Source organism: Bradyrhizobium sp. Kon37 (assembly GCF_055807535.1).
On record NZ_JBVVOY010000002.1, the window covers coordinates 489,027 to 515,852 of the forward strand.

The 26,826-nt window shown below is 63.8% G+C and carries 27 protein-coding genes; 8 read left to right on the forward strand and 19 right to left on the reverse strand.

Annotated elements, in window-relative coordinates:
* Positions 1–8 precede the first annotated feature (8 nt).
* Positions 9–1,856 carry a glutaminase A gene (glsA, locus tag AC0L3J_RS06630; RefSeq protein ID WP_473346513.1) on the forward strand — a complete coding sequence of 616 codons (1,848 nt, stop codon included), beginning with the start codon at positions 9–11 and terminating at the stop codon, positions 1,854–1,856.
* 5 nt (positions 1,857–1,861) lie between these two features.
* Here glsA and AC0L3J_RS06635 read toward each other — a convergent pair whose 3' ends face one another.
* The 14 genes from AC0L3J_RS06635 to AC0L3J_RS06700 form a co-directional block, all read right to left on the reverse strand.
* The gene (locus tag AC0L3J_RS06635) at positions 1,862–2,164 is read right to left on the reverse strand and encodes a nucleoside triphosphate pyrophosphohydrolase family protein (protein WP_026233761.1); all 303 of its coding nucleotides are present in this window, start codon (positions 2,162–2,164) and stop codon (positions 1,862–1,864) included.
* 26 nt (positions 2,165–2,190) lie between these two features.
* Positions 2,191–2,718 (reverse strand): carboxymuconolactone decarboxylase family protein, encoded by a 528-nt coding sequence (locus AC0L3J_RS06640; protein ID WP_456764770.1) that lies wholly within the window; start codon positions 2,716–2,718, stop codon positions 2,191–2,193.
* A 609-nt stretch (positions 2,719–3,327) separates the two neighbouring features.
* Entirely contained in the window at positions 3,328–3,687 is a 360-nt protein-coding gene (locus AC0L3J_RS06645) for a Zn-ribbon domain-containing OB-fold protein (RefSeq protein WP_473346514.1), read from the reverse strand.
* Positions 3,684–4,820, reverse strand: coding sequence for a thiolase family protein (locus tag AC0L3J_RS06650; protein ID WP_473346515.1), 1,137 nt, complete (start codon positions 4,818–4,820; stop codon positions 3,684–3,686). Before AC0L3J_RS06650 ends, AC0L3J_RS06645 begins: the two co-directional genes overlap by 4 nt.
* The gene (locus AC0L3J_RS06655; protein ID WP_473346517.1) at positions 4,817–6,040 is read right to left on the reverse strand and encodes a CaiB/BaiF CoA transferase family protein; all 1,224 of its coding nucleotides are present in this window, start codon (positions 6,038–6,040) and stop codon (positions 4,817–4,819) included. The genes AC0L3J_RS06650 and AC0L3J_RS06655 overlap by 4 nt, the downstream gene beginning before the upstream one ends.
* Positions 6,041–6,159: 119 nt before the next feature.
* The gene (locus AC0L3J_RS06660) at positions 6,160–6,366 is read right to left on the reverse strand and encodes a hypothetical protein (RefSeq protein ID WP_027517389.1); all 207 of its coding nucleotides are present in this window, start codon (positions 6,364–6,366) and stop codon (positions 6,160–6,162) included.
* Between the two features lie 198 nt (positions 6,367–6,564).
* Positions 6,565–7,734, reverse strand: a complete 1,170-nt coding sequence (locus tag AC0L3J_RS06665) for an acetyl-CoA acetyltransferase (RefSeq protein ID WP_027569542.1) — start codon at positions 7,732–7,734, stop codon at positions 6,565–6,567.
* 59 nt (positions 7,735–7,793) lie between these two features.
* The gene (gene eda, locus AC0L3J_RS06670) at positions 7,794–8,444 is read right to left on the reverse strand and encodes a bifunctional 4-hydroxy-2-oxoglutarate aldolase/2-dehydro-3-deoxy-phosphogluconate aldolase (RefSeq protein ID WP_204510940.1); all 651 of its coding nucleotides are present in this window, start codon (positions 8,442–8,444) and stop codon (positions 7,794–7,796) included.
* 13 nt (positions 8,445–8,457) lie between these two features.
* Positions 8,458–9,438 carry a sugar kinase gene (locus tag AC0L3J_RS06675; protein ID WP_473346518.1) on the reverse strand — a complete coding sequence of 327 codons (981 nt, stop codon included), beginning with the start codon at positions 9,436–9,438 and terminating at the stop codon, positions 8,458–8,460.
* A gap of 23 nt (positions 9,439–9,461) precedes the next feature.
* On the reverse strand, positions 9,462–10,448 hold the full coding sequence (denD, locus tag AC0L3J_RS06680; protein ID WP_027517385.1) for a D-erythronate dehydrogenase: 987 nt from the start codon (positions 10,446–10,448) through the stop codon (positions 9,462–9,464).
* 79 nt (positions 10,449–10,527) lie between these two features.
* A complete protein-coding gene (locus tag AC0L3J_RS06685; protein ID WP_007592322.1) occupies positions 10,528–11,403 on the reverse strand; it encodes a carbohydrate ABC transporter permease in 876 nt (291 codons plus the stop codon).
* Positions 11,404–11,405: 2 nt separating this feature from the next.
* Positions 11,406–12,353 (reverse strand): carbohydrate ABC transporter permease, encoded by a 948-nt coding sequence (locus tag AC0L3J_RS06690; RefSeq protein ID WP_456764775.1) that lies wholly within the window; start codon positions 12,351–12,353, stop codon positions 11,406–11,408.
* A 66-nt stretch (positions 12,354–12,419) separates the two neighbouring features.
* On the reverse strand, positions 12,420–13,733 hold the full coding sequence (locus tag AC0L3J_RS06695) for an ABC transporter substrate-binding protein (RefSeq protein WP_473346519.1): 1,314 nt from the start codon (positions 13,731–13,733) through the stop codon (positions 12,420–12,422).
* Positions 13,734–13,811: 78 nt separating this feature from the next.
* Positions 13,812–14,873, reverse strand: coding sequence for an ABC transporter ATP-binding protein (locus AC0L3J_RS06700; RefSeq protein WP_473346520.1), 1,062 nt, complete (start codon positions 14,871–14,873; stop codon positions 13,812–13,814).
* 201 nt (positions 14,874–15,074) lie between these two features.
* On the opposite strand from AC0L3J_RS06700, the gene gntR reads away from it, so the two are divergent.
* The 7 genes from gntR (at position 15,075) to AC0L3J_RS06735 (ending at position 21,474) form a co-directional block, all read left to right on the forward strand.
* Positions 15,075–16,175, forward strand: a complete 1,101-nt coding sequence (gene gntR / locus AC0L3J_RS06705) for an HTH-type transcriptional regulator GntR (protein ID WP_473346521.1) — start codon at positions 15,075–15,077, stop codon at positions 16,173–16,175.
* Between the two features lie 122 nt (positions 16,176–16,297).
* Positions 16,298–18,127 (forward strand): IlvD/Edd family dehydratase, encoded by a 1,830-nt coding sequence (locus AC0L3J_RS06710; protein WP_473346522.1) that lies wholly within the window; start codon positions 16,298–16,300, stop codon positions 18,125–18,127.
* A 112-nt stretch (positions 18,128–18,239) separates the two neighbouring features.
* A complete protein-coding gene (locus AC0L3J_RS06715) occupies positions 18,240–18,971 on the forward strand; it encodes an SDR family oxidoreductase (protein ID WP_473346523.1) in 732 nt (243 codons plus the stop codon).
* Between the two features lie 38 nt (positions 18,972–19,009).
* Positions 19,010–19,756 carry an SDR family NAD(P)-dependent oxidoreductase gene (locus tag AC0L3J_RS06720; RefSeq protein ID WP_473346524.1) on the forward strand — a complete coding sequence of 249 codons (747 nt, stop codon included), beginning with the start codon at positions 19,010–19,012 and terminating at the stop codon, positions 19,754–19,756.
* A 7-nt stretch (positions 19,757–19,763) separates the two neighbouring features.
* Entirely contained in the window at positions 19,764–20,156 is a 393-nt protein-coding gene (locus AC0L3J_RS06725) for a GFA family protein (protein WP_473346525.1), read from the forward strand.
* 149 nt (positions 20,157–20,305) lie between these two features.
* The gene (locus AC0L3J_RS06730; protein WP_473346758.1) at positions 20,306–20,986 is read left to right on the forward strand and encodes a site-2 protease family protein; all 681 of its coding nucleotides are present in this window, start codon (positions 20,306–20,308) and stop codon (positions 20,984–20,986) included.
* A gap of 65 nt (positions 20,987–21,051) precedes the next feature.
* The gene (locus tag AC0L3J_RS06735; protein ID WP_473346759.1) at positions 21,052–21,474 is read left to right on the forward strand and encodes a hypothetical protein; all 423 of its coding nucleotides are present in this window, start codon (positions 21,052–21,054) and stop codon (positions 21,472–21,474) included.
* Here the strand turns inward: AC0L3J_RS06735 and AC0L3J_RS06740 are convergent.
* The 5 genes from AC0L3J_RS06740 to AC0L3J_RS06760 are packed head-to-tail and all read right to left on the reverse strand — an operon-like array spanning position 21,462 to position 26,751.
* Positions 21,462–22,277 carry an energy transducer TonB gene (locus AC0L3J_RS06740; RefSeq protein WP_473346526.1) on the reverse strand — a complete coding sequence of 272 codons (816 nt, stop codon included), beginning with the start codon at positions 22,275–22,277 and terminating at the stop codon, positions 21,462–21,464. The two genes, AC0L3J_RS06735 and AC0L3J_RS06740, sit on opposite strands and share 13 nt — an antisense overlap.
* A 9-nt stretch (positions 22,278–22,286) precedes the next feature.
* Complete coding sequence (gene exbD / locus AC0L3J_RS06745; RefSeq protein WP_018459254.1) at positions 22,287–22,742, reverse strand: TonB system transport protein ExbD; 456 nt, start codon at positions 22,740–22,742, stop codon at positions 22,287–22,289.
* Positions 22,743–22,745: 3 nt separating this feature from the next.
* Complete coding sequence (gene exbB / locus AC0L3J_RS06750) at positions 22,746–23,666, reverse strand: tonB-system energizer ExbB (protein WP_473346527.1); 921 nt, start codon at positions 23,664–23,666, stop codon at positions 22,746–22,748.
* A complete protein-coding gene (locus AC0L3J_RS06755) occupies positions 23,663–24,352 on the reverse strand; it encodes a Fe2+-dependent dioxygenase (RefSeq protein WP_473346528.1) in 690 nt (229 codons plus the stop codon). Before AC0L3J_RS06755 ends, exbB begins: the two co-directional genes overlap by 4 nt.
* A 2-nt stretch (positions 24,353–24,354) precedes the next feature.
* Entirely contained in the window at positions 24,355–26,751 is a 2,397-nt protein-coding gene (locus tag AC0L3J_RS06760; RefSeq protein WP_473346529.1) for a TonB-dependent receptor, read from the reverse strand.
* Positions 26,752–26,826: the final 75 nt, after the last annotated feature.

Below are 26,826 nucleotides of genomic sequence, written 5' to 3' on the forward strand. Positions count from 1 at the left end.
GAGAGGCGATGAAACCGCTTTCGCCTCTCGCCACCGCATGGACCCGTTCGAAGCCGCCTTTGCTGCGGTTTCTGGACAATTGCCTCAACGAATTCTCGGCGGAGACCTCGGGCGCGGTGGCCGACTACATTCCCGAGCTCGGCAAGGCCGATCCTGCCTGTTTTGGGATCAGCCTCGCGACCCTGGACGGTCATGTCTACGAGGTCGGTGACTCCAGGGTGCCCTTCACCATCCAGTCGATGTCAAAGCCGTTCGTGTTCGCACTGGCGCTGGACCTGCTCGGCGCAAACAGGGTCGAGAGCGCGATCGGCGTCGAGCCCTCCGGCGATCCCTTCAACTCGATCCGGCTCAACTCGGAGAACCATCCGTTCAACCCGATGGTCAATGCCGGCGCGATCGCCTGCACCGGGCTGATCCACGACAGCAAGGGTCCGGACGCTTTCGAGCACATTCGCCTCGCGCTCAGTCGTTTTGCCGGCCGCGACCTCGCCGTCGACGAGGCCGTCTACGCTTCCGAAAGCCAGACCGGCGACCGCAATCGCGCCATCGGCTATCTCCTCAAGACCAATGCGGTGATCTCGGACGATGTCGCCGCCGTGCTCGACGTCTATTTCCGGCAATGCGCGGTATTGGTCACCGCGCGCGACATCGCGGTGATGGCGGCAACCCTCGCCAATCGCGGCGTCAACCCCGTCACCGGCGAGCAGGTGCTGACGCCGTATGCGATCTCGCGCACGCTCTCGGTGATGACGTCGTCGGGCATGTACGACTATGCCGGCGAATGGATCTACCGGATCGGCATCCCCGCCAAGAGCGGCGTCGGCGGCGGAATCCTCGCCGCCCTCCCCGCCCGCCTCGGGCTCGGCAGCTATTCGCCAAGGCTCGACAAGCACGGCAACAGCGTGCGCGGCATCAAGGTGTGCGAGGCGCTGTCCTCGCATTACGATTTGCACATGCTCAACCGCAGCGACGACGCGCGCAACGCCGTCATCGCCGATTACGACATCGGCAAGAGCCCGTCGCGGCGCGTGCGCCGCCCGCAGGAGCGCGATATTCTTGCGGCCCACGAGCAAGATGTGCGGATCATCGAGCTTGTCGGCACGCTGTCGCTGTCGGCGGTCGACTATGTCTCGCGCCGGCTTGCGGGCCGGCCGCGGCCGCAATTCGTGATCTTCGATCTCCACCGCGTCACATCCACCACACGCGCCGGGGCGCGGCTGGTAGCCGAAGCGTTCGAGGAACTCGCGGCGCTGAATGTGACCGTCGTCCTGTCAGGCGTCAGGCGCGCCTCCAAGGAATGGGACAGCCTGCGGGAATGGACCGCCGAGCTCAAGAACGTCCGCGACTTCTATTTGCTCGACACAGCGATCGAATGGGCCGAAGACCAGATCATCTATCGGCACGGAGGCTCGATCGATTTCCACGAGACCACCGAGCTTGCCGAGCAGCCGCTGCTGGCCGGCATGAGCGAGGAAGAGCTGACCGACCTCGCCTCGATCTGCACGATCCGGACCTATCAGTCTGGCGCGAAAATCCTCACCACTGGCGCCGCAGCCGATTCCCTGTTCTTCCTGCGCAGCGGCGCGGTGCATGTCACCCTGCCGGACGGCGTGCGGCTGGCAACACTCACCGCCGGCATGGCGTTCGGCGAGATGGCGCTGATCGAGACCACCCGCTCCGCGGACGTCTTCGCCGATATGGCAGCGACGGCGTTCGAGGTGCCGCTGAAGGATTTCGAACGCTTCCGCAAGCAGCACCCGCACGCCAGCGAGCGGGTCATGCGCAATCTTGCGCAGCTTCTCGCCGACCGCCTGATCGTCGCCAACGCCAGGGTGGATATCCTGACGTCGACCTGAGCGGTCTAGCGGCTCGCCGCCTCGCTGATCCGCCGCTTGATCTTGGCGGCACTGGTCTTGAGCAGCTCCGATGGCTGCTGGCCGGTCGCCACGCACAGGCATGCCCAGTAATAGATGACATCACCTAGCTCTTCGACGAGGCCCGCCTGGTCGAGCCAGTCATCGCGGAGCAGCTTCTTGATGTGGTCGGCGACTTCGCCGGATTCGCCGGCGAGACCGAGCCCGAGATAGGACAGCCGTTCGTTGGACGGACGCTCATCGACTTTCGCAATCGTTGCAGCCCAGGCGGCATATTCATCGATCGTCATGAGCGTCCCTCACAGCAATTGCTCGATCAGCCTACCACTTCAGTGACCGGCTGAAGGTCGATCTCAAAGGTCTCCAGAAACTTTGATGTCATGATGTAGAAGCCGACAGAGAGCTGCAGCTCGACGAGCGCGGCCGACGTCAGTTTCGATGAGATCGCCTTGAAGGTCGCATCGGTCGGCTTGTTCAGCTTGACGATCTCGTCGGTGAAGGCGAGTGCGGCGCGTTGCGTCTCGTCGAAACAGCTCGCGGCTTGCCAGTTCTCAAGCGCCTCGTTCTGCTCGTCGGTGACGCCGACATTCTTGCCGATGCGCTTGTGCGCCACGATCTCATACGGCGCCTCGCACAGGATGCCAGTGCGAGTGATCGCGAGCTCACGCACGATCGGATCGAGCTCGCCCTTGTGGCGGATGGCACCGCCAAGACGACAGTATTGCTCAAAGTAGCTCGGCGAATGCGACATCATGCGGAAGATGTTGGCATTGCGATTCTTGTCGAGGATCTCGCGGGTACGGTCGGATGCTTTGGATGGGTCGCTGTAGTTGATGCGGGCCATGATTTTCCTGAAGTTTTTCCCTAAGCCTTTGATGCTTTTTGTCGTTAGCGGCGAAAGTTCCACGAAACTGTATTCTTGCGCGTCCGCAGGAGCAACAACATCGAGTCAAAATGCCGCCGCATTGCTGAACGACCTTGGCACAGTCGATATTCGCCGCGTGGGGACTTGATCGCGGCGGATACTCGCAAGGGGTGTTCCGAGTAAAAACAATTGGCCGTTGGGCGCTAACCGCGCATCGATGAGTCACGCCCAAGTCTAGGGAGAAAACGGCATGAAGGAAGCCACCAAGGGGGCGGCCTCGGAAGCGTTCGCGCATATGCTGGCGGTGATGGCGATGCTCGTCATCGCCAGCATCCTGTTCTACGGGCGCTAGTTAAGAGTCGGGTGAGAGCTTTCGTCATTCCGGGGTGGCCCTCGCACAGGCCAGGCCCAGAATTCCCGTTCCAGGCTCGGTCTCTCAGGACCGCCCCCGAATGACGGATCCCACCGCTCGCGTTGTTGCGGTAGCCCGGATGGAGCGAAGCGCAATCCGGGAAAGTCTATCGGTGAGGTGAAAACCCCGGATTTCGCTGCGCTCCATCCGGGCTACGCTCGAGCATTCAAAGTTCGCTATCTGTCTTTGGCGAAGAACGGCACAATCTTTCCGGCGAACAGCTTGAAGCTCGCATTGACCTCATCGCCGATGGCGAGATCATTCTCACCATGCGCCATCATGCGAAAGCCCTCGGCGCAATCGACCAGCAGGATGTTGTAGGGCACGTGCGCGCGCGTCTCGGGCGTCGCGGCGCGGCAGACCAGCGACGTCGCGTAGACCGTGCCCTTGCCGCTGGCGCGCTGCGCGCGCGGATCGGACGCGCCGCAGGCCGCGCAGAAGGCGCGACGAAAATACTGCACATGGCCGCATGGGGTGCAGGTCTGGAAGGTGATGGCCTCTTCACCCTTGGTCCAGTCGTTGAGATGCTCGCTCATCGCACCCGCTCCAGGAACATGGTCACGTGGGACGACAGCACGCCGCCGTCGCCGTGCAGCAGCGCGATCGAGGCGTCGCGCACCTGGCGATTCGCCGCCCGTCCCGTCATCTGCAGATGGGCCTCGACCAGATGCGCCATGGCGCCACCCACGCCGCAATGACCGTAGCTGAGCAGGCCGCCATGGGTGTTCAGCGGCATTGCGCCGTCGCGGCTGAAATGGCCTGCGCGCACGCGTGCGGCTGCTTCGCCGCGGCCAGCGAGACCAAGGTCTTCCAGCAGCATCGCGAGCGTGATGGTAAAGCTGTCGTAGATCGCCGCGTAGCGCACGTCGGAAATCGCCAGGCCGGTGGCCTCCCTGGCGCGGGCGACGGAGATCTCGGCGCCGAACTCGCTTAAGCGCGGCGCTGCGGTGACATGCTGATGGGTATGGGCCTGGGCACAGCCGCGAATGCGCACGCCGGCCTCTCCTGTCCGCTCGCGGCTGATGACGAAGGCTGCGCCGCCGTCGGACACCGGGCAGCAATCGAGCAGCTTCAGCGGCATTGCCACCGGCTTGGAGGCCATGATTTCGGCGACCGTGATGGGTTCGTGGAATTGCGCACCGGGATGGGTGCAGGCGTGGGCGCGCATCAGCACCGCGAATTCGGCGAGGTCTTCTTCCGTCACGCCGTATTCGTGCATGTATCTGTTCGCGACCAGGCCGTAATAGGCGGGAATGGTCGGGCCAAGCGGCATCTCGTAGTCGGGATGGCCGACCTGCGCCAACGCCTGGATTGAGGCATCGCGGCTCTGCCCGGTGAGGCGGTTCTCGCCGGCGACCACGAGCACATTGCGGGCGACGCCCGCTTCGACGAGATGATGGGCGAGCATCGTCATCGCGAGCCCGGTCGCGCCGCCGACCTGGACGGCATGGGCGTAAGCGGGCCGGATGCCAAAATGCTCGGCAAAGACGGTCGCCAGCATGATGTGCGGCGACACGGTGGAGTAGCCGCAGAGGATGCCGTCGATGTCGGCGCGCTTGAGCCCGGCATCGTCGAGCGCGGTTTGCGCGGCCCTGCTCATCAGGTCGAGCGAGGACGAACCTTCGTGCCTGCCGAAAGGCGTGAGGCCGACACCGGTGATGAAGCTCACGGACGCACCTGTGCATCGTCATTCCGGGGCGGCGAACGGGTGACGCCATCGCGGACCATGGCGTCGATCTCGTCGGCGGAATAGCCGACCTCACGCAGGATTTCCGCGCCGTGCTCGTTGAGCTGCGGCGCGAGCCGCGCCGGTTCGGCTTCGGTCTCGGACCAGGTCGCCGTCACCCTCATGCTCCGGATCGGCCCTTCGGTTGGATGGTTCACCACCGGGAAAAAGCCGGTCGCCTCCAGATGCTCATCGTGCAGCATCGACGCGAGATCGTGCATCGGCATCACAGGCACGTCGGCCTTGGTGAGCAGGTCGATCCATTCCGTTGTGGAACGCGTCTCGAAGATGCGCGCGAGCTCGGCATAGACCACGTCGATATTGGCGGCGCGGCCGGCGAATGTCGCGAACATCGCGTCGGCCCGCAGATCGTCGCGTCCCGTCGCCTTGAAGAAGTTCTCCCACTGCTTGTCGTTGTAGACGATGACGCTGAGATAGCCGTCTGATGTCTTGTAGGGCCGGCGGTCGCGCGAGAGGTGGCGGGCGTAACCACCCTTGTCGAGCGGGGGCTCGTAGGTGAGCCCGCCCATGTGGTCGCCCATGACGAAGCCGGCCATGGTCTCGAACATCGGGATGTCGACGCGCTGGCCGCGGCCGGTGCGGTCGCGGTGCACGAGGCTGGCGCAGATCGCGCCCACGGCGGTGAGGCCGACGATGCGATCGACCAGTGCGTTCGGCACATAGCGCGGCACGCCGTCACCGGTCTGCGCCATCAGAGCCGGCAGCGCGGTGGCGCCCTGGATCAGATCGTCATAGGCGGGCTTTGCAGCATACGGCCCGTCCTGGCCGAAGCCGAACACGCCGGCATAGACCAGACGCGGATTGATCTTCGAGACAACGTCATAGCCGAGCTGAAGCCGCGCCATCGCCTGCGGGCGGACGTTGTAGACGAGAACGTCGGCGTCTTTCAGCAAGCGCAGCACGGCCTCGCGGCCTGCGGGCTTCTTCAGGTCGAGGCAGATCGAGCGCTTACTGCGGTTGGTGTTGAGGAACACCGGGCCCATGCCGGCGTGCCGCATCGGACCGATCAGGCGGGTGACGTCGCCGTCCAGAGATTCCACCTTGATGACGTCTGCGCCGTAGTCGCCGAGCATCTGGGTCGCATAGGGACCCATCAGCACGGTGGTCATGTCGACGACCTTGATGCCCTTCAGCGGCCCCATCGTTCGCTCCCGATTGCGGGCTCAAGTGAGCCCTGCGATTTCGGTCCAGCTAACGGCAGCGGCGGCGCCTGCGCAAGGGCGGCCGGCGTATGGCCGCATGCGCCGGCGGCGAAGGGCCGCTATTTCTTCTGACGGGATTCGCGAATCTTGAGGAGACGGTCGAGCTCCTCATTCTGCTGGTTGATGCGGTCCGCGATCCGCGACTCGTTCTGCTCACCCGAGGCGGCCGCAGCCTGCTCGATGAGCTGGCGGATATTGTCCTCGAGAATCGCGATGCGATCGTTGAGTGCGTCCATCGACAGCGAATCTTCGTAGTCATTGCTCATGATGCATGTCCCGCGAATCAATCAGAGCCGTAGGGTGGGCAAAGCGAAGCGTGCCCACCATGATCTAGCGCAAAGGCCGTAGGGTGGATTAGCCGAAGGCGCAATCCACCAACTTTGTCGCCGAGGAAAGAAAGGTGGTGGGTTACGCCGAGCAGATGCGCGTCGCGCATCTGCAGGGCTAACCCACCCTACGCAGCCTTACTTCAGCGGCTCCAGCACGGAGACGTAGTTGGCAACCGCCGCACCGCCCATGTTGAAGATGCCGCCGAGTTTTGCATTCTTGAGCTGCATGCCCTCGGGCGCTTGGCCGGCGAGCTGCATCGCGGTCATCACGTGCATGGAGACGCCGGTGGCGCCGATCGGATGGCCCTTGGCCTTCAGGCCACCGGATGGATTGACCGGCAGCTTGCCGTCCTTGAGCGTCCAGCCTTCCTTGATGGCGCGGGCGCCCTGCCCCCTCGGCGTCAGGCCCATCGCTTCGTACTCGATCAGCTCGGCGACGGTGAAGCAGTCATGGGTCTCGACGAAGGAGAGATCGGAAAGTGTAACGCCCGCCTTCTCCAGCGCGCGCTGCCAGGCGACCGTGCAGCCCTCGAACTGGAGGATGTCGCGCTTGGACATCGGCAGGAAATCCTGGGCGTGCGCGGTGGCGCGGAAGCCGATCGACTTGCTCATGCCCTTGGCGGTTTCCGCGTCGGCCAGCACCAGGGCAGCGGCACCGTCTGAGACCAGCGAGCAGTCGGTGCGCTTCAGGGGGCCGGCAACGTAGGGGTTCTTCTCGCTCTCGGCGCGGCAGAACTCGAAGCCAAAATCCTTGCGCATCTGGGCGAAGGGATTGGCGACGCCATTCTTGTGGTTCTTGGCCGCGATCAGTGCCAGTGCATCGGACTGGTCGCCGTATTTCTGGAAATAGGAGCTGGCGATCTTGCCGAACACGCCGGCGAAGCCGCCGACGGTGTCGCCGTCCTCAGGCAGATAGGACGCCTTGAGCAAGTTCTTGCCGATCTCCGGCCCCGGCGTGCGCGTCATCTGCTCGACGCCGACAACGAGGACAATCCTGGCCGCGCCGGCCGCGATCGCGCGCACGCCCTGATGGACGGCGGCGGAGCCGGTGGCGCAGGCGTTCTCGACCCGGGTCGCCGGCTTGAAGCGCAGCTTCGGGTCGGCCTGGAGCACCAGCGAGGCGGTAAAATCCTGGGGCGAGAAGCCGGCGTTGAAATGGCCGAGCACGATCTCGTCGACATCGCCAGCCGAAATGCCGGCATCCGCCAGCGCCTCATTGGCGACCTTCACCACGAGGCTTTCCACGGTCTCGGTGTCGAACTTGCCGAACGGCGTATGCGCCCATCCGACGATGCTGGCGGTCATGGTCTTTCTCCCTGGCGGTCTCTTGCTGACCTAAGTCTTAGCCCAGCGATGGCAAGACTTCACGCGGGTTTAAGGGCCTGGAGGGTGCGCTGGCAGATGGCAGTTATGCCGGCCCAGTTCCCGGCCCTGATCTCCGCCGTCGGGCACAGCCAGGAACCGCCGACCGCGACCACATTGGGCTCCGCGAGCCAGGTTGCCGCATTGGCCTCGCCGACCCCGCCGGTCGGGCAGAACCGCACGTTCGGGAACGGCCCACCCAGCGAGCGCAGCCCCTTGATGCCGCCGGCCTGCTCGGCCGGGAAAAATTTTGCAATGTCGAAGCCGTAGGACAGCGCCATCATCAGCTCGGAGGCGGTGGCGATACCCGGCGCAAACGGCAAGGAGCTATGGGTGGCGGCCTTCAACAGGTCCGGGGTCAAGCCCGGGCTGATGCCGAAGGCGACGCCGAGCTTCTCGACACGCGTAAAGTCGGCCGGATTGAGAATCGTGCCGATGCCGACCACCGCCTCGGGCACCTCGGCCATCATCGCCCTCGCAGCCTCGATCGCAACAGGGGTACGCATGGTCACCTCCAGCGTGCGGACGCCGCCGGCCACCAGCGCACGCGCCAGCGGCACAGCATCCTGGATACGCTCGATGGTGAGGACGGGAATGACGGTCGCGGCCTTGAACAGCGCGGCGAGGTGGTTCTGTTGGGCAGTCGTGGTCATCTTGGCTTTCGTTTCACTTGGTCGCTTGACGCGTGGTCGCCGGCCGGTGCCGTTTCTTCGGCGGCATGGCATAACCCGGAATGATGGCGCCGGAATAGCAGATCACGAGGCTGGCGAGGCGGTGCCCGGCCTGGGCGGCCTCGACCGGGTCGGAACCGGCGAGCCGCGCCGCGATATAGGCCGCCGCAAAGCTGTCGCCGGCCGCGGTGGTGTCGACCACGGGTTTGGTCATGGGCTCGGCGCGGACCTCGTAGGGCCCCCCGGGAAAGCGCAACAGGCTGACCGGCTCGGCGAGCCGGAACACCAGCTCGGGGCTCGGGATGCGCGCCATCAACTGCTCGCGGCTCTCGCCGGGATAGAGGGCGAGCAGATCCTCGGTCGAGGTCAGCACGATGTCGGCAGCCGCGAAGGCCGCTGAAAACACCTCGCGCGCGACATCGCGATCCGGCCATCCCCGCGCGCGAAAATTGGTGTCGAACACGAAGCGGGTGCCGAGCAGGCGCGCGCGCTTGATCGCCGCGAACAGGCGCTCGCGCCCGGCCGCGTCGTAGATCGAGAGCGTGATCGCGGAGAGATAAACGATGTCGTAGCTCATCAGGGAGTTGAGGAGATCGTCCGTCTCCGGCAGATTCATCAGCTGGCGTGCCGCCGCACTGTCGCGCCAGTGGAAGAACTGGCGCTCGCCCTTCGCATCCAGCTGGATCATGTAGAGGCCGGGCAGCTTGCCCGGCAGCCGCGCGACGCGCCTCGTGCCGACGCCCTCCGCAGTCCAGGACGCGATCATCTCGTCGCTCAGGGCATCGTCGCCGAGCGCGGTGAAATAATCGACCTTGACCTCGAGCCGCGCGAGGTACACGGCCGTGTTGAGAGTGTCGCCGCCGAATCCGCGCGAGTAGAGGCCCCCGCCCTGCCCGCTGTAATGTCCGGCGGATTGTCCACCCTGGGCCTGCCGGAGCTCGACCATGCATTCGCCGATGCAAGCAACGCTCGCCATCACTTTACCCGCTCAGTCAGAGATCACGCGACGAAATTGCCGCCGAGCTCGTCTTCGATGTGAATGCGGATGATGTCGTCGAATGTCTTCTCGGCCGTGGTGAAGCCGAGCTCGAGCGACCGCTTTGCATTGAAGTTGCGTGGCCAGCCGCCGACGATGCCGACGATGAAGGGATCGGGCTCGCGCTTGATGCGGGCGGCGACCTTGTCGCCGGCAACGCGTTTCAGCGCAGCGATCTGCTCGCCAACCGTCGCCGACAGGCCCGGCATGGTCAAATTACGACGCGGCCCCACCGCGGCGAGGTCCATGGTGCCGGCATGCAGCAGGAAGCCGACGGCGGAGCGCGGCGTGGCATGCCAGTGGCGGACGTCCTCGGACACGGGAAGGACCACTTCCTTGCCGGCCAGCGGCTCGCGCAGGATGTTGGAGAAGAAGCCTGATGCCGCCTTGTTGGGCAGGCCGGGCCTGATGCAGATGGTCGGCAGGCGGATACCGATGCCGTCGAGGAAGCCGCGGCGGGAATAGTCGGCCAGCAGCAATTCGCCGATTGCCTTCTGCGTACCGTAGCTCAGAAGCGGCGTGTGGAAGAACTCGTCGCCGATCGCATCAGGGAACGGCGCGCCGAACACCGCGATCGAGGACGTGAAGACCACGCGCGGCTTGTAGCCGCCGCCTGCGAGCCTGACGGCATCGAGCAGCATCCGCGTGCCGTCGAGATTGATGCGGTAGCCCTTGTCGAAATCGAGCTCTGCTTCGCCCGAGACGATCGCGGCGAGATGAAAGATCACGTCCGGACGGCCGGCGATCAGCTTTTCGGCCGCACCCGGCACGGCGAAATCGCTCGATACGGTCTCGACGGCGAAACCGGCTTTTTCCGGCGCCTTCGGCTCGACCACGTCATGCATCGTCAGCTTGGTGATGTCGCTCTTGCCGAGCCGGCCGTCACGCAACAACCGTTCGCACAATTTGCGGCCGACCATGCCGGCGGCGCCCAGAACCAGAATGTGCAAGAGCCTACTCCTTTTTATTGGCCGGAACGCGCCGATTTCGGCGATTCGTCCTGGCGCGCTCTCAAGGCAGGCCCCGCGATCATTCCTTCACGGCGCCGGTCATCGCCGACACATAATACTCCACGAAGAAGGAATAAAGGATAACTACGGGAACCGAGCCGGTCAGAGCCGCCGCCATCAGCGCACCCCAATGGTAGACGTCGCCATTGACGAGCTCGGTGATCGCGCCGACGGGGATCGTCTTGTTCTCGGACGAGGAGATGAAGGTCAGCGCGTAGATGAACTCGTTCCAGGACAACGTGAAGGCGAAGATGCCCGCCGAGATCACGCCCGGCAGCGACAGCGGCAGCGTGATCTTCATCAGAATCTGCAGCCGCGTCGCCCCGTCGATCAGCGCACACTCCTCCAGCTCATAGGGGATGGTGCGGAAATAGCCCATCAGCAGCCAGGTGCAGAACGGGATCAGGAAGGTCGGATAGGTCAGGATCAGCGCCAGATTGCCATCGAACAGCCCGAGCTGAAACACGATCGCCGCCAGCGGGATGAACAGGATCGAGGGCGGCACGAGATAGCCGAGGAAGATCGCAAGGCCGACATAGCGCGAGCCCTTGTAGCGCAAGCGCTCGATCGCGTAGGCGGCGCAGACGCTGGCGAACAGCGAAATGAAGGTCGACGACACCGAGACGATCACGGTGTTCCACATCCAGAGCGGATAGTCGGTGTCGAAGAACAGCTTCTTGATGTGCTCCAGCGTCGGATGCACGATCCAGAACGGATTGTACTTTTCGTAGTCGTACATTTCCGCGTCCGGCTTGAACGTCGCGACCGCCATCCAGTAGAACGGGAACAGCAGGAAGAAGATGATCAGGCCGAGCGGAAGATAGACCCGAAAAAACTTCCGTGGGAAGCTTTCGAGGTAGTCCATTCCGACGCTTTGGTCGTCTGCCGTAGTCATTGTCAGTCCCTCCCGCCCTGCTGCCAGCGGGAACGCTGAAGCCCAAAGAAGCTGAGCAGGATCGCCGCGACCAGGAACGGAATCATCGCATTCGAGATCGCCGCGCCCTCGCCCAGATTGCCGCCGGTGATGGCACGCTGGAACGACAGCGTCGCCATCAGATGGGTGGAGTTGATCGGCCCACCCCGCGTGATGGTGTAGATCAGCTGGAAGTCGGTGAAGGTCATCAGCACCGAGAACGTCATCACGACCGCGATGATCGGCGACAGCATCGGCAGCGTGATGTGACGGAAGCGCTGCAGATTGGTGGCGCCGTCGAGATTGGCGGCCTCATAGAGCGAGGGCGAGATGGTCTGAAGTCCCGCCAGCAGCGTAATCGCCACGAAGGGGACGCCGCGCCAGATATTGGCGGCGACGACCGACCAGCGCGCATTCCAGGGATCGCCGAGGAAGTCGATATAGCGTGTGATCAGGCCGGCCTTGATCAACACCCAGGAGATGATCGAGAACTGGCTGTCATAGATCCACCAGAACGCGATCGCAGAGAGCACCGTCGGCACGACGAAGGGCAACAGGACGATGGCGCGGACCATCGACTTCATCGGCAGCCGTTCGTTGAGCAGCAGCGCCAAATAGAGGCCGATGGCGAATTTCACCGCGCTGGCGGCGACCGTGTAGAAGATGGTGTTGAACACCGAAAGCCAGAACACCGAGTCCTTCGCCAGCGAGACGAAATTCTGGAAGCCGATGTAGCGCCCGGCGCCACCGATCTTGGTGTCCGTCATGCCGAGCCAGAAGCCCAGCGCCAGCGGGTAGGCCAGAAACAGGATGAGGATGGCGATCGCCGGCACCATGAACATCGCGCCGAGGAAATGCCGGCTCTCGAATGCTCTGGTCCACAAGCTGCTGCGCTTGACCTGCGCGACAGTGGACTCGGCCATAACTGCCATGTCGGATTCCCCTCGACGAAAAGTTGCGGCGTCCGGCGAACCGGACGCCGCGTAGATTGGAGCTGATCAGACCTGGTAGTAGCGCTTGGCGCGCTCGGCTGCGCGTGCGGCTGCCGCCTTCGGCGTCACGGAGCCTGACGCGGCTTCTGCGAACATGTCGACGACGACGAAGTCGCCCATCACGGCGGCGGAGGCATAGCCGAGATCGCCGGCATAGCCGTTGTCGCGGCAGCGCTTCAGGCAGTCGCGATACGGCGTGATCTTCGGATCCGACGTCCACACCGGGTTGTCGTTGTAGGCCGGCAGCGGCGGCGACACGTAGCCGTTGGAGGAGACCTCCCAGGCGTCGTAGTTCGCCTTGTCCATCATGAACTTGATGTATTCCTTGACCGCCTTCGGATACTTCGAGTGCTTGTAACCGTAATAGACGAGTACGTTCTGCTGCTCGGTCGACACGCCCACGGGACCGATCGGCATCGGCGCGTGGTTCATGTCCTTGGCGATTTCCTGCTGCTTCGGATCGGTCGAGTTCTTTCCGACGGTCCAGATCGAGATGCCGTTCAGCGTCAGGCTGAGCTCGCCATTGAGGAACGCCTTGTTGTTGTTCGAGTCGTTCCACGACAGCACGCCGGGGATGAAGGTCTCGTAGAGCTGCTTGACGTATTCGAGCGCGGCGATCGTCTCCGGCGAGTCGATCACGACCTCGTTCTTGTCGTTGACGACCTTGCCGCCGAAGGCCCACAGCGCCCACTGGCACCAGCCGTTGGCGTCGCCCGTGGCATGGCCGAGCGCGAAGCCGGCCGGCGTGTTGTTCTTCTTCAGCGCCTGGCAGAGCTTGAGGAAGCCGGCGGTGTCCTTGGGAAATTCATCGAAGCCGGCGGCCTTCACGTGGCTGACGCGGTAGTTCAGGCAGCCGCCGGTCGCGCCCTGCGGAATGGCGATCCAGCTGTTGCCCTTCTTGCCGTAGCGTTCAGCAACCGGATACCAGCCGCCATACTGCGCGCCGAGATAGTCGGCGACGTCAGTCATGTCGATCAGCTTTTCCGGGAATTTATGGGGATCATCGAGCGTGCCGATGATCAGGTCGGGACCGGCGCCGACATTGGCGGCGACCGCGGCTTTCGGGCGGATGTCCTCCCAGCTCTCGGCCTCGAGCTTGACCTTGACGCCGGTCTTCTCGGAGAACGCCTTGGTCTGCTCGGCGAATTTGTCGAACTCGGCCTGAATGAACTGCTTCCAGCGCAGCACGCGGATGGAAGCGTTCGGCTCGGGCGTGTTGGTCCACTCCGCCGCGCGCACCGGGACGATGCCCGGGCCGGCCAGCAGCGCCGCGCCGCCCAGACCGACTTTAAGCACACTTCGCCTGTCGAAATCGCTCATCGTTCTCTCCCTAAATTTTATATTTGTATTGGGTCGTCTTGTATTGGGCAGTTCTGCTTGGGCAGTTCTTCGGCGCCGCTACACGCGTTTGCCCGTCGCCTCGTCGAACAGATGAATCACGGAGGGATCGGGCTTCAGCTTGACCTTGTCACCCGGGTTGAACTGGTGACGTTCGCGGAAGACCGCGACGACCTGCTCACCACCGAGCTTTGCAAACACCTGCGTTTCCGAACCGGTCGGCTCGACCACGACGATCTCGGCATCGGCACCGTCGTCAGCGATGGTGAAATGCTCGGGACGCACGCCGTAAACGACAGGACGCCCGTCGGACGCCGGCGGCGCGTTCCTGAGCGGCAGCTTGACACCATTCGGCCCCTCGAAGGTCGCAACGCCATTGACGCGCACATGCCCCTTGAGGAAGTTCATGGACGGCGAGCCGATGAAGCCGGCGACGAACTGGTTCTCGGGCTTGTCGTAGAGCTCGAGCGGCGTACCCATCTGCTCGACGATGCCATCGTGCATAACGACGATCTTGTCGGCCATGGTCATGGCCTCGATCTGATCGTGGGTGACGTAGACCGTCGTGGTCTTCAGCCGCTGGTGCAGCTCCTTGATCTCGGTGCGCATCGCGACGCGCAGCTTGGCGTCGAGGTTCGACAAGGGCTCGTCGAACAGGAACACCTGCGGATCGCGCACGATGGCGCGGCCCATGGCGACGCGCTGGCGCTGGCCGCCGGAGAGCTGGCGGGGATAGCGTTCGAGCAGCGGCGACAGCGCAAGGATCTCGGCGGCGCGCTTGACGCGTTTGTTGATCTCTTCGGTGCTCTCGCCCCGCAGCTTCATCGAGAAGCCCATGTTCTCGCCGACCGTCATGTGCGGATAGAGCGCGTAGTTCTGGAACACCATCGCAATGTCCCGCTCCTTGGGCTGGACATTGTTGACGACGCGGTCGCCGATCGAGATTGTGCCTGAGGTGATGTTCTCAAGACCGGCGAGCATGCGCAGAAGCGTCGACTTGCCGCAGCCGGAGGGGCCAACCAGGACGACGAACTGGCCGTCCTCGATCGGAATCGAAACGCCGTGCAGGACTTCAAAATTGCCGAACGATTTCCGCACGTCGCGGATTTGCACAGACGACATCTAGCTCCCTCCTCGAAAGTCCACGACGCATCTCGCGCCGCGACCGTCTTGTTTTTTCAGACTTCACCGACGAAGCCCAACCTTAGCGGGCGACATTGTCGGCAGTTTGTGCGGTTTTGGCAATTTGTCTTTGGTTAGTCTGTGCTGGTAGCGCTGTCAACGTTCCTTTGTTTGCGACAGTGAGTGTGTTAAGAGCAGCAAATGGGTCGAAACCGCACCAAGTCAGGCAAAATCCGGCTGGCGGAAGTCGCCGAGCTCGCCGGCGTAAGCCCGATCACGGCGTCCCGCTTCTTCCGCAATCCCGAGGCGCTATCGGTCGCCAAGCGGACCCGGGTCGAGAGTGCGGCCAGGGAGCTCGGCTATGTGCCGAACCTGGCGGCACGTGCGTTGGCCTCGCAGCGCACCGAGGTGATCGGTGTCTTGATTCCGTCACTGACCAATAATGTGTTCTCCGACGTGCTGCGCGGCATCTACGACGCCTCCGAAAACAGCCGTTACTCGATCCAGCTGTCCAACACACGCTACAGTATTCTCCAGGAGGAGAAGCTGCTGCGGCTGTTTCTTGCGCAGAAGCCGGCCGGGCTGATTGTCACCGGCATCGACCAGACCACGGAATCGCGCGCGATGCTCGATGCCGCCGACTGCCCGATCGTGCAAATCATGGAGATCGGACCCCATCCGGTCGACATGATGATTGGCTTTTCGCACTATGACGCAGCCCGTGCGGCGGTTGCGCATCTGTTCGCGCAAGGTCACCGCAAGATCGGCTTCGTCGGCGCGCGGATGGATCCGCGGGTGCAGCGGCGGCTCGACGGATACGTCTCGGCCATGAAGGACGCCGGACTGTTCGAGCAACGCCTCGTCGTCACGACGGCGACTCCGACCTCGGTAACGCTCGGAGGCGCCCTGTTCACCGATCTCCTGGCGCGGGAGCCCGGCATGGACGCGGTGTTCTGCGCCAATGACGACCTCGCGCTGGGTGTGCTGTTCGAATGCAGGCGCCGCGAGATCGCCATCCCCGAACAGATCGCGATCGTCGGCTTCAACGATCTCGAATTCATGGCCTCCGCCGTCCCGACTCTCACGAGCGTGCGCACCAACCGCTACGAGATGGGCAACACGGCCGCCAGCATGCTGATTGACGCGATCGACGGACGGCGCCCGGAGCATCCGGTGCTCGATCTCGGCTTCAAGGTGATCGAGCGGCAAAGCTCGTTGGCCCGGCGGTCGGACAACCGGCCAGCCGCTTCGGGCATAGGCGCTGCGAACAAAATGGTAGCGTTACCAAGCGGCCATGATTAGTATCGGATTTGTGAGGAAACGACCCGCCAGCGGGCAGGCAAATCGTCGCTCGCGCCGTTGGGCATCGCACAAGCCGATACCCTAAAACGGAGGCCAGTGCGTTTGCATTGCAGGAGAAACCAATGACAAAAAAACCGACCAATGGGCATGCCCCCGCCGGCAACGGCGCTCGCCGCCACCTCCGCTCGCAGGAATGGTTCAACAATCCGCATAATCCGGGCATGACCGCGCTCTATATGGAGCGCTATTTGAACTATGGTCTCACCCGCTCCGAGCTCCAGTCCGGCAAACCGATCATCGGCATCGCGCAGACCGGCAACGACCTCTCTCCCTGCAACCGCCACCATATCGAGCTTGCCCATCGCGTCCGCGAAGGCATCCGCGAGGCCGGCGGCATTGCGATGGAATTCCCGACCCATCCGATCCAGGAGACTGGCAAGCGCCCGACCGCCGCGCTCGACCGCAACCTCGCTTATCTCGGCCTCGTTGAAATCCTCTACGGCTATCCGCTCGACGGCGTGGTGCTGACCACCGGCTGCGACAAGACCACCCCGGCCTGCATGATGGCGGCGGCGACCGTCAACCTGCCTGCGATCGTGCTGTCGGGCGGGCCGATGCTGAACGGCTGGCACAATGGCGAGCGCACCGGCTCCGGCACCATCGTCTGGAAGTCGCGCGAGCGACTCGCCGCCGGCGAAATCGACTATGAAGAGTTCATGGAGATCGTGGCGTCCTCGGCGCCCTCGGTCGGCCATTGCAACACCATGGGCACCGCCTCCACCATGAACGGGCTCGCGGAAGCGCTCGGCTTCTCCCTGCCGGGCTGTGCGGCGATCCCCGCTCCCTACCGCGAGCGCGGCCAGATCGCCTACGAGACGGGAAAGCGTATCGTCGACATGGTCTGGGAAGACCTCAAGCCTTCGGACATCCTGACCCGCGAGGCGTTCGAGAACTGCATCGTGATCAACTCGGCGATCGGCGGCTCGACCAACGCGCCGATCCACATCAACGCGCTGGCGCGCCACATCGGCGTCGAGCTCTCGATCGACGACTGGCAGAAGGTCGGTCACGACGTGCCGCTCCTGGTCAACATGCAGCCTGCCGGCTTCTATCTCGGCGAGGAATTCCACCGCGCCGGCGGCGTGCCAGCCGTGGTGCGCGAATTGATGAAGCACAAGCGGATCCACGAGAACGCTGTCACGGTCAACGGCCGCGGCATCGGCGAGAACTGCGCCAATGCGCCAAAGCCGGACAACGACGTGATCTGGGCTTACGACAAGCCGCTGGTGAAGGACGCCGGCTTCCTGGTGCTGAAGGGCAATCTGTTCGATTCCGCGATTATGAAGACCAGCGTGATCTCCAAGGAATTCCGCGAGCGCTACCTCAGCAACCCCACCGATCTCAATGCCTTCGAAGGCCGCGCCGTCGTGTTCGAGGGGCCTGAGGACTATCACGAGCGGATCGACGATCCCTCGCTCGAGATCGACGAGCGCTGCGTGCTGTTCATCCGCGGCACCGGCCCGATCGGCTATCCCGGCGGCGCCGAGGTCGTGAACATGCAGCCGCCTGCGGCGCTGATCAAACGCGGCATCATGTCCCTGCCCTGCATCGGCGACGGCCGGCAGTCGGGCACCTCGGGCTCGCCTTCGATCCTCAATGCTTCGCCGGAAGCCGCCGCCAATGGCGGGCTCGCGATCCTCAGGAACGGCGACAAGGTGCGCGTCGATCTGAACAAGGGCAGCGCCAACATTCTCATCTCCGACGACGAGGTGAAGAAGCGCCATGCCGAGCTCAAGGCCAATGGCGGCTTCAAGCATCCGCCGAACCAGACGCCGTGGCAGGAGCTTTATCGCAACACCGTCGGCCAGCACGCGACCGGCGCCTGCATGGAGCTCGCCACGCATTACCAGAACGTCGCCGGCAGCTTTGGTGTGGCGCGGGATAATCACTGAGTTAGGAACACGTAGCCCGGGTGAGCGAAGCGACACCCGGGACATCCGCTCCCGGATATCGCGCTCGCGCGCTCATCCGGGCTACGGCACTGAGTATCAAGGAGAACAACAAATGGCAGACCGCCTCAAGGGAAAGCGCGCCGTCATCACGGCTGCAGCAGCAGGCATCGGACGCGCATGCGCCATCGCATTTGCGCGTGAAGGCGCAACCGTCATCGCCACCGACATCAACGAGAGCGGCATCGCGGGCCTGACCAAGGAAGGCATCGCCGAGGTCGCCAAGCTCGACGTCCGCAACACCGCCGACGTCAACGCCTTCGCCAAGCGCGTCGGCAAGGTCGACATCCTGCTCAACGCGGCCGGCTTCGTGCACCACGGCACGATCCTCGAATGCTCGGAAGAAGATTTTGATTTCTCGTTCGACCTCAACGTCAAGTCGATGCACCGGACCATCCGGGCCTTCCTGCCGGACATGCTCGCGGGTGGCGGCGGCAGCATCGTCAACATCTCCTCCTGCGCGGCGCTGCGGCCGCCGGCCAACCGCTACGTCTACAGCTCCTCGAAGGCCGCGGTGTCGCTGCTGACGCGCGCGGTCGCGCTCGACTTCATCACCAAGGGCATCCGCTGCAACAGCATCTGCCCCGGCACCGTCGAGACGCCTTCGATGCTCGACCGCGCCGCGGCGCAAGGGCCGCAGGGCAAGGAGATGTTCGTCTCCCGCCAGAAGATGGGCCGGCTCGGCACCGCCGACGAGATCGCGTCCATGGCGGTCTATCTCGGCAGTGACGAGAGCGCCTTCACCACCGGCGTCGACCTCGTCGTCGACGGCGGCTACATGCTCTGACGCCAAGGCATCCAGAAGGCATCCAGAAGGCATCCAGCATGAACAAGATCGATCTCAACGGCCGTGTCGCCATCGTCACCGGCGGCGCGCAGGGCTTTGGCCGCGCCATCGTTCAGCGCTTCGTCGCCTCCGGCGCCAACGTCGCGATCTGGGATTTTGATGCAGCGCTGGCCGAGAAGACGGCGAAGGAAATCGGCGACAATGCCCGCGTCTTCAAGGTCGACGTCACCGATACCGCGGCCGTCGAGCAGGCCCGCAACGCGACGCTGGCCGCCTTCGGCAAGATCGACATCCTCGTCAACAATGCCGGCATCGCCGGGGTCAACAAGCCGGTCTGGGAGACCGATCTCGAGGAATGGCGGAAAGTTCTGCGCATCAACCTCGACGGCCCCTTCATCGTCTGCAAGGCGATCGTGCCCGCGATGCTCAAGCAAAAATACGGGCGCATCGTCAACATCGCCTCGATCGCCGGCAAGGAAGGCAATCCCAACGCCTCGCACTATTCGGCGTCCAAGGCCGGCCTGATCGCGCTGACGAAGTCGCTCGGCAAGGAACTGGCGGCACATGACATTCTCGTCAATGCGGTGACGCCCGCGGCTGCGAAGACCGCGATCTTCGACCAGATGACGCAGCAGCATATCGACTTCATGCTGTCGAAGATTCCAAAAGGCCGCTTCGTGCTGGTGGAGGAGCTCGCCGCGATGGTGAGCTGGCTCGCATCCGAGGACTGCGGGTTTTCGACGGGCGCCGTGTTCGACATCTCCGGCGGGCGCGCAACTTACTGAGGGCGCCATGATCAGAGAAGGCGGATGCCTGTGCGGCGCGGTGCGGTTCAAGGCGGAAGGTGAGCCGCTCAATGTTCGCGTCTGCCATTGCCGGATGTGCCAAAAGGCAATGGGCTCGCCCTATTTCGCCCGCGCGCAGTTCGACCAGCGCGCGCTGACCGTCGAGGGCGACACCGAGCGCTATGCGTCGTCCGAGCACATCGATCGCGTGTTCTGCAGGCGCTGCGGCACGCGGCTGTTCGCCTGGCGCCGCAATGGCACGCTGGCGGGCGTCGCGCTGGCGACCTTCGACGATCGCAACGCCTTCGCGCCGACCGAGCACATCTGGGTCTCGGAGAAGCTCGCCTGGCTGAAGCTCGACGACGGGCTGACGCAATATCCGGGGACGATTCCTGCATGAATTGCACGACTGCACGGCGGGTTCGGGGCACCGATCATTTGCAGCGTGGCATTTCGGAACCGGCCACCCTATGTTGAGGTGAAGCGTTGCTGCACCACCGGTTGGCTGGGTCGGCTGCAAGACCGCAGGCAAACCGGGACGGACGAGCCGTGAACATTTCCTTGTATGACCTTTCGGTGTGGGTGCTGCCGCTGGTGCTCGCCATCACCTTCCACGAGGCTGCGCACGCCTTCGTCGCATATCGTCTCGGTGACGACACCGCATGGCAGCTCGGCCGCGTCAGCTTCAACCCGCTCCGCCACATCGACCCGTTCGGCACGCTGATATTGCCGGCGATGCTGCTGTTCGCGCATTCGCCGTTCCTGTTCGGCTATGCCAAGCCTGTGCCGGTGAATTTCCGCAAGCTCAACGACCCCAGGCTCGGCATGGTGTGGGTGGCGCTGGCCGGGCCCGCCACCAACATCCTGCTGGCGTTGGCCGCAGCTCTTGCCCTGCACGCCCTCCCCTGGGCTCCGGCCAACTTGGCGCAATGGATCTTCGATAATCTCAAGAACGCACTGCTGATCAACGCGGTGCTGGCGGTGTTCAACATGATGCCCATCCCGCCGCTCGACGGCGGGCGCGTCGCGGTGGGGCTGTTGCCCCGCGCGCTCGCCTTGCCGCTGGCCCGCCTCGAACCGTTCGGGATGCTGATCCTGATCGGCTTGCTGATCCTGCTACCGCTGGCGGGCTCCCAGTTCGGTCTAAATCTTGATGTTATTTCAGCAATACTGCGAACGTTGACCGGTTATGTGATTCAGGGTGTTCTCATTCTGACCGGCAATGCGTAGTTGAACAGCGACACACCCGAACACAAGCCGAAGGGCTCGAGGCCGACTTGGTCAAAGCTGCCGATATGCTGATCGCGCGACGCGCCGACACCCGCGCTCGCGCCGATTTCGCCACCTGGAAGATGATGGCCAAGCTCAACGGGTCGTCCGCGCTGCCTCCGGGGGCGCAGGAGTTCCTGGTGAGCTACAAGAACCTGCAGGCGCAGATGAACGAGGGCGAGGCTACCGAGGCCACCATCGGCGCCATCTACAAGGCCTACTATGCCGAGATGGGCGGCGCGGGAACCCCGCCTGACGTCCGCCCCCGGGCGGCCGAACCGGCGGCGGACAATGTTACCGCTTTCCGTCGCCCAGACCCGAAGCCGAAGAAGACCAGTTTCTTCGGGGCAGCGACCGCTGGCGCAACCCAGAAACGGCCGCTCCCTGTGGCTTTGATCTTCGCCTGCCTGGTCGTGGTCTATGTCGGGATCAGGCTTTACTGGCGCTGAGCCGTCTTCTTCTTTTTCTTTGCGTCCGGCGGCGTGAAGATGATGTCGACGGTACGCTCGAACCGGTCGTCGGTCAGGCTGGCAGGCGGCTGCGGGATGGGATCCGACTTGCGGACAATCGAGATCGCGGCCGCATCGTAAGCTGCATCCCCGGACGACTCGACAACGTCGACTGAAAGCACGTTGCCCCGTCGGTTGATCGCGAAGCTGACTTTGACCTTCTGATTGTTGGGCTCCTTGCCCTCCGGATTGACCTTGTGGGCCGTAAGGTGCGCACTGATCTTGCGATTCCAGTCCGCCGTAAGCTTGAGAATGTCCTTGCCGATGCCCAGCACGGGCGCCAGCGCCTTCTCGGCCTCGCGCGCGTCCTCATCGAGCGTCTGCCGCGCCGTCGCGACGGACTTCGGCGAGGCCTCCGCAGCGGGCGTCTCGACGGCCGCGATCTTCGGATCCTCGTCCTGTGGCTTCTTCGAGATGTTCTCGGTGACGACCCGATCGGGATCGTCGACCTGTTGCGACTGATCCTTTGGAAGCTCGGTTTCCTTGGTCTCGGCCTTTTGCTCGGGAAGCGCCTGCTGTTCCTGCATCGCTTCACTATCCGGTCCCGGCGGAAGGTCGGTGTCGGGCGCCTTCGGCGAGGCCATCTCGACAGCGAACTCCGCGCCGGCCGCGCCGAGGCCATCGTCGCCGTCATCGGCCCGCAGGTGCGCCAGCGCGAGCGCAGCGCCACCGAGATGGAGCGCGAGCGCCGCCATCGCTGCCAAAATCCAAAGCGTCCGGGCTGGTCTGGACTCGTCCGACATCGCGGGCCTCTAAGGCTGAGCGGCGCCTGCCGCAGGCGCTCCCGGAGCGCCTTCCAGCGCAACCAGCTTCACCCGCGAATAGCCGCCTGAGCGCAACAGCTCCATGACGCCCATCAATTCGCCATACGGCACCGAGCGATCGGCGCGCAGGAAGACATACTTGTCCTTGCTCATGTCGGACAGACCGTCCAGCGTGCCGATCAACTCGGCGCGGTGAACCGGGTTCTCTCCGATGGCAAGCGTCAAATCGGGCTTGATGCTGAGATAGGTCGGCTTGTCCGGCTTCTTCTGCGGCGTCGCACTCGACGTCGGCAGATCGATCGGCAGGTCGACGGTCGACAGCGGCGCTGCGACCATGAAGATGATCAGCAGCACCAGGATGACGTCGATGAACGGCGTGACGTTGATTTCATGCGTTTCGCCGAAATCGTCGTCGTCATCATTGTCTGCGAGCGAAACGCCCATGGTTCACTCCGCCGCGCGCGAATGCACGCTGCCGTGGCTACGGTCGAGATCGCGCGAGAGCAACCGCCCCGCCGCGCCCGAAGCACGGCTGACGAGCTCGAGATAGCTCTTCGTCACGCGCGAGAAGTAATTGTAGATGATGACGGCGGGAATGGCGGCGACCAGACCGATCGCGGTGGCGAGCAGCGCCTCGGCGATGCCGGGCGCGACGACGGCAAGGTTCGTGGTCTGCGACTTCGAGATGCCGATGAAGCTGTTCATGATGCCCCACACCGTGCCGAACAGGCCGACGAAGGGCGAGGTCGAGCCGATCGTTGCGAGCACGCCCATGCCGACGCGGATGCGCCGCGCCTCCGCGCGCATGATCTCGGAGAAGCTCGAAGCCGCCCGCTCCTTGATGCCGGTGTCACTGGAAAGGCCGGCCGACATCCGCGCCTCGCGCAGCGCCGCGGCCAGGAAGGACGGCAGGATGCCCGCTTTGGCGCCGAGCGCCATCTGCGCTTCCGCGAGCGAGCGCGCCTCCGCGATCTTCTTCAGCGCCGAGCGAAGCTTGGTCGCGGCGATCGACAGCTCGATCGACTTGGCGATCAGCACCGTCCAGGTCATCAGCGATGCAAACGCGAGCCCGATCATCACCGCCTTCACGATGATGTCCGCCGACTGGAACATCACCCAGGGCGACAATTCCTTCATGGCAGGCGCGATGCCGGCCGCCGTATCGGACTTTGCAACCGCAGGCGCGGCAGCTTGGGGCGCCGCAGGCGGAGCAACAACCGGGGCCGGGCCGACCGCAGACGGCTGAGCCGCCGACTGGACCGGTGCCGCGGGCGCGGCTTGTGCCTGGGCAGAAACAGGGGATGCAAGCCAGGCGGCCGCCAGCACCAGAGCTGCGGCAAGACTTGCTTGGAAGGACATGATCTTCATACTTCGGCCCAGTAGCGAATGAGGTTGTGATAGATACCCGTCAATTTGACCGTTTCGGGATCGTCACGCCCGAGCCGTTCCACCAGCGCCTGTATCGCGGTGTCGAGGTCAAAGATCATGCTCCGGGCTTGATCGTCCCGTATCATGCTCTGAAGCCAGAAGAAAGACGCAACCCGCGTTCCCCTCGTCACCGGGGTGACCAGATGGAGGCTGGTCGAGGGATAGAGCACGCAGTCCCCGGCCTGCAACTTGACTTCGTGCGAACCGTAACTGTCCTCGATCACAAGTTCGCCACCGTCGTACTCCTCCGGCTCGGCCAGGAACAGCGTGACCGAGAGGTCTGTGCGGATGCGAAGGCCGGTCAGGCGGTCGCCGCGGATGGCATTGTCGACGTGCAGGCCGAAATGGTGGCCGCTGCTAGCCGCATAGCGGTTGAACAGCGGCGGGAAGATCTGGAGCGGGATCGCCGCCGCGATGAAGCGCGGGTTCGACGTCAGCGCCGAAATGATGCGGTTGCCGAGTTTTCGCGCGACTTCGCTATCGGGCGGCAGTTGCTCGTTGCGCTTGACCATGGCGGACTGCGAGCCGGCGGTGGAACGGCCGTCCTCCCATTCGCTGGCGTCCATGATGCGGCGGAAATCCGCCACATCATCCTTGCTCAGGACGCCAGGAAGGCACGTCAACATGATCAGAACTTCGCCGTCGTGATGAGGTAGAACGCCCGCCCCGGCGCGACCGCGACGAAGGGAACCGCGCTGCGATAGAGCGTATCGTAGTAGAGCTTGTTGGTGAGATTCTGGGCGTAGAACTTCATCGTCCAGTTCTTGTCGATCTTCTTCTCGACGAACGCGTCGAAGCGCCAGTAGCTCGGCAGCTCGTTGCCGGTATTGGCCGCGAACGTGCCGCCATACACCTTCGAACGGTACACCGCCTGACCGCCCAGCTCCCAGCCGTCGTCGAATTTGTACTTGGTCAGCATGCTGAACGATTGATGAGCCACGTTGGCAAGCTGCAGGCCGAGATTTGAGGCGACACCGCTCTGCGTGACCTTCGATTGCATCAACACCAGGCCGCCGAAGATGCTCCAGCGATCGGTGATCTTGCCTTCGGCCTCGATATCGATGCCCTGGATCCTGTAGGCAGCGCCCGAAGTCAGCAGGCCGCTGACGGTTTCGCGCGCATTGTCCTTCGTGGTCTGGAACAACGCGGCGCTGACCAGCAAATGGCGATCAGCCAGCTCCCATTTGGTGCCGAGCTCGGCTGCCTTGTTGCGCTCCGGCCCGAGCAAGATAGCCGTGTTGGCAGGAATGCCGCCGTAGTCGGTGGCGGTTGCGTCAAGCTCCGATCCGAACGGATTGGCCGAGGTCGCATAGGCCGCATAGAGGCTGCCGATCGACATCGGCTTGTAGACCAGGCCGACGTTGTAATTGACGAGATCGGCGTTCTGCTTGAGATGGTCCGCGTTGGTCGATGAACTCTGGCTGTAGCCATCGTAGCGCACGCCACCATTGACGATGATCGTGTCCTGCCAGTTCGCGGTGTCCATGACGTAGACGCTGCTGGTGTTGACGCCATAGCGCGTCGGATTTCCAACCAGCGACGGCGTGTTGCTGAAGGGAATGTAGGTGTACTGCGGCGAGTAAAGGTTGACCCCCGTGACCGCCCCGCTGCTGGTCGAGCCGCCGCCGAACAGTTCCGACGAGAGGCCGGTGTAACGGTCGATCGAGATGTTCTCGTTCGAATATTCGACGCCGAACACCGCGGTGTGCTTGACCCCGCCGGTGTCGAGCTTGAAGGTGGCCTCGTTCTGGTTAGCCCACACGTCCACGTTCTGGTAACGGCTCTGCGCGCTCGCCGTCGTCGTCCAGAGCAGCGGATTGGGGCTCGTCGTAACCGGGTTCTGCGGCAGCGTGCCGATATAATTCAACAGCGAGTGCTCGCCGCGCACCTTGCTGCTCAGCGTGATGGCCTCGTTGACCTTGTACTCGATCGTGCCGGTGCCGAAATCCTGCCGCGCGGTCTGGAAGTCGCGGTTGAGGAAGCCGTACCAGTTACCACGCGGAATGCCCGCCGATGTCACCGGGACGTTGCCCTGCTTGTAATAGGGCACGCCGAAATCCGGATAGCCGCTGAGGTCGGTGTGGACGTAGTTCGTCGTGATCTTGATGTCGTTGGTCGGGGTATACTTGGACGAGATGAACGAACCCCAGCGATTGTCGGTGACGTAATCGCGACCGGCGACGTTGGCGTCCTGGAACAGGCCGCCGGCGCGCACCGAGAAAGTGGGATCGATGACCTGGTTGACGTCGAGCGTGACCCGCTTGGTCCGGTCGGTGCCGAACTCGGTGTCCATTCGCTTGAAATTGACGTCGCCGGCCTGCTTGGTGACGATGTTGATGGCGCCGCCGGCGGTGCCGCGGCCGGCGTAGGACGAGGCCGGCCCGCGCAGAATCTCGATCTGCTCGGTGAAGAAGTTCTCGCGGATCGAGACCGCGGGATCGCGGATACCGTCGATGAAGACGTCGTTGCGCGCATCGAAGCCGCGGATGAAGAAGCGATCCCCGAACGCGTTGCCGCCTTCCCCCGATCCCAGCGTCACGCCGGCGGTGGAGCGCCCGATCTCCTTCAGCGTCGTGGCGTTCTTGTCCTCGAGCACTTCCTTGCTGAGCACGGTGATGGTCTTCGGCGTGTTCAGCATCGGCTCGGGGAACTTGCCGGAGGCCTGGACGTGATCGACCTTGTAGGGTGCAGCCGGATCGGAATACGGATTGCGGTCGACTTCGCCGGACGGCGTGGTGGGAGCGGTCTGCTGCGCCGCCTGCTGCCGCTGCGTGGCGCGGCGAAGCGCATTGCGCGCGCGGACCTGGTCCGCCGTCGGCTTCGAAGCCACCGGGCGCGGACGCGCGACCGGTGCGTCGACCGTCACCGGCGGCAGGTTCGACTGCTGCGCCTCCGCGCCGCTCGACACCGATGCTGCTGCGATCAGGCCCGCGACAGCCGAGACCTTCTTGCCGGAAACGCCCGTGAACTTTTCATCGAATGCTGCGACCGAACGCAACGACTTCGGTGCGACCACCTGCCCCATTACCAAACACGCCCCATATTCCTGTTCGCTCATTCACTTCGATGAGCGATTGGAGTGTTGGTATCGGCCGCAAAA

What these genes read in the sequence shown, in the direction of transcription:
- AC0L3J_RS06700 (WP_473346520.1), bottom strand. Translation starts at nt 14,873, where the DNA reads ATGTCGTCTGTGCAAATCCGCGACGTGCGGAAATCGTTCGGCAATTTT.
- AC0L3J_RS06740 (WP_473346526.1), bottom strand. Translation starts at nt 22,277, where the DNA reads ATGTCGGACGAGTCCAGACCAGCCCGGACGCTTTGGATTTTGGCAGCG.
- AC0L3J_RS06755 (WP_473346528.1), bottom strand. Translation starts at nt 24,352, where the DNA reads ATGTTGACGTGCCTTCCTGGCGTCCTGAGCAAGGATGATGTGGCGGAT.
- AC0L3J_RS06690 (WP_456764775.1), bottom strand. Translation starts at nt 12,353, where the DNA reads ATGGCAGTTATGGCCGAGTCCACTGTCGCGCAGGTCAAGCGCAGCAGC.
- AC0L3J_RS06660 (WP_027517389.1), bottom strand. Translation starts at nt 6,366, where the DNA reads ATGAGCAATGACTACGAAGATTCGCTGTCGATGGACGCACTCAACGAT.
- AC0L3J_RS06760 (WP_473346529.1), bottom strand. Translation starts at nt 26,751, where the DNA reads ATGGGGCAGGTGGTCGCACCGAAGTCGTTGCGTTCGGTCGCAGCATTC.
- AC0L3J_RS06685 (WP_007592322.1), bottom strand. Translation starts at nt 11,403, where the DNA reads ATGACTACGGCAGACGACCAAAGCGTCGGAATGGACTACCTCGAAAGC.
- AC0L3J_RS06715 (WP_473346523.1), top strand. Translation starts at nt 18,240, where the DNA reads ATGGCAGACCGCCTCAAGGGAAAGCGCGCCGTCATCACGGCTGCAGCA.
- AC0L3J_RS06720 (WP_473346524.1), top strand. Translation starts at nt 19,010, where the DNA reads ATGAACAAGATCGATCTCAACGGCCGTGTCGCCATCGTCACCGGCGGC.
- AC0L3J_RS06635 (WP_026233761.1), bottom strand. Translation starts at nt 2,164, where the DNA reads ATGACGATCGATGAATATGCCGCCTGGGCTGCAACGATTGCGAAAGTC.
- AC0L3J_RS06735 (WP_473346759.1), top strand. Translation starts at nt 21,052, where the DNA reads ATGCTGATCGCGCGACGCGCCGACACCCGCGCTCGCGCCGATTTCGCC.
- exbB (WP_473346527.1), bottom strand. Translation starts at nt 23,666, where the DNA reads ATGAAGATCATGTCCTTCCAAGCAAGTCTTGCCGCAGCTCTGGTGCTG.
- AC0L3J_RS06655 (WP_473346517.1), bottom strand. Translation starts at nt 6,040, where the DNA reads ATGGGGCCGCTGAAGGGCATCAAGGTCGTCGACATGACCACCGTGCTG.
- gntR (WP_473346521.1), top strand. Translation starts at nt 15,075, where the DNA reads ATGGGTCGAAACCGCACCAAGTCAGGCAAAATCCGGCTGGCGGAAGTC.
- exbD (WP_018459254.1), bottom strand. Translation starts at nt 22,742, where the DNA reads ATGGGCGTTTCGCTCGCAGACAATGATGACGACGACGATTTCGGCGAA.
- AC0L3J_RS06675 (WP_473346518.1), bottom strand. Translation starts at nt 9,438, where the DNA reads ATGGCGAGCGTTGCTTGCATCGGCGAATGCATGGTCGAGCTCCGGCAG.
- AC0L3J_RS06725 (WP_473346525.1), top strand. Translation starts at nt 19,764, where the DNA reads ATGATCAGAGAAGGCGGATGCCTGTGCGGCGCGGTGCGGTTCAAGGCG.
- AC0L3J_RS06665 (WP_027569542.1), bottom strand. Translation starts at nt 7,734, where the DNA reads ATGACCGCCAGCATCGTCGGATGGGCGCATACGCCGTTCGGCAAGTTC.
- AC0L3J_RS06645 (WP_473346514.1), bottom strand. Translation starts at nt 3,687, where the DNA reads ATGAGCGAGCATCTCAACGACTGGACCAAGGGTGAAGAGGCCATCACC.
- AC0L3J_RS06695 (WP_473346519.1), bottom strand. Translation starts at nt 13,733, where the DNA reads ATGAGCGATTTCGACAGGCGAAGTGTGCTTAAAGTCGGTCTGGGCGGC.
- AC0L3J_RS06640 (WP_456764770.1), bottom strand. Translation starts at nt 2,718, where the DNA reads ATGGCCCGCATCAACTACAGCGACCCATCCAAAGCATCCGACCGTACC.
- glsA (WP_473346513.1), top strand. Translation starts at nt 9, where the DNA reads ATGAAACCGCTTTCGCCTCTCGCCACCGCATGGACCCGTTCGAAGCCG.
- AC0L3J_RS06710 (WP_473346522.1), top strand. Translation starts at nt 16,298, where the DNA reads ATGACAAAAAAACCGACCAATGGGCATGCCCCCGCCGGCAACGGCGCT.
- eda (WP_204510940.1), bottom strand. Translation starts at nt 8,444, where the DNA reads ATGACCACGACTGCCCAACAGAACCACCTCGCCGCGCTGTTCAAGGCC.